The following is a 665-nucleotide window of genomic DNA, read 5'->3' as shown; positions in this document are numbered from 1 at the left end:
GGGGGGGGGCATGACCATGGCGCTCACGCGCACCGAGATGGCCGCGCGCGCGGCTCAGGAGCTCGCCGACGGCTCGTACGTCAACCTGGGGATCGGCCTGCCGACCCTCGTGCCGAACTACGTGCCCGCGGGCGTGACGGTGGTGCTGCAGTCCGAGAACGGCATTCTCGGCGTCGGCCCGTACCCTTTCGACGAGGACGTCGATCCCGATCTCGTCAATGCCGGCAAGGAGACCGTGACCGTGCTTCCGGGTGCCGCGTTCTTCGACTCGGCGACGAGCTTCGGCATGATCCGTGGCGGCAAGATCGACGCCGCGATCCTCGGGGCCATGCAGGTCTCGGCCACGGGCGACCTCGCGAACTGGATGATCCCCGGGAAGATGGTCAAGGGCCCGGGCGGCGCGATGGACCTCGTGCACGGAGCGGCGAAGGTCGTCGTCCTCATGGAGCACGTCGCGAAGGACGGCTCCCCGAAGATCGTCGACGCGTGCAGCCTGCCGCTCACGGGCCGCGGGGTCGTCGACCGGATCATCACCGACCTCGCCGTGATCGACGTGACTCCCGACGGACTCGTGCTGACCGAGCTCGCGCCGGGTGTCACGATCGACGAGGTCGTCGCCGCGACCGAGCCCGCGCTCGTCATCGCCGACACGCTTAAGGTGGACG

At 69.5% G+C, this 665-nt stretch carries 1 protein-coding gene; it reads left to right on the top strand.

The window, feature by feature from the left end:
• Nucleotides 1-16: 16 nt before the first annotated feature.
• The coding region (locus ASG00_RS15650) for a 3-oxoacid CoA-transferase subunit B (RefSeq protein ID WP_327037481.1) at nucleotides 17-665 on the top strand (649 nt) is incomplete at its 3' end.

The organism is Microbacterium sp. Leaf351, assembly GCF_001423825.1.
Taxonomy (GTDB): domain Bacteria; phylum Actinomycetota; class Actinomycetes; order Actinomycetales; family Microbacteriaceae; genus Microbacterium; species Microbacterium ginsengisoli.
The sequence above is the reverse complement of the archived record's forward strand: the minus strand, read 5'-3'. Positions and strand labels throughout refer to the sequence as shown.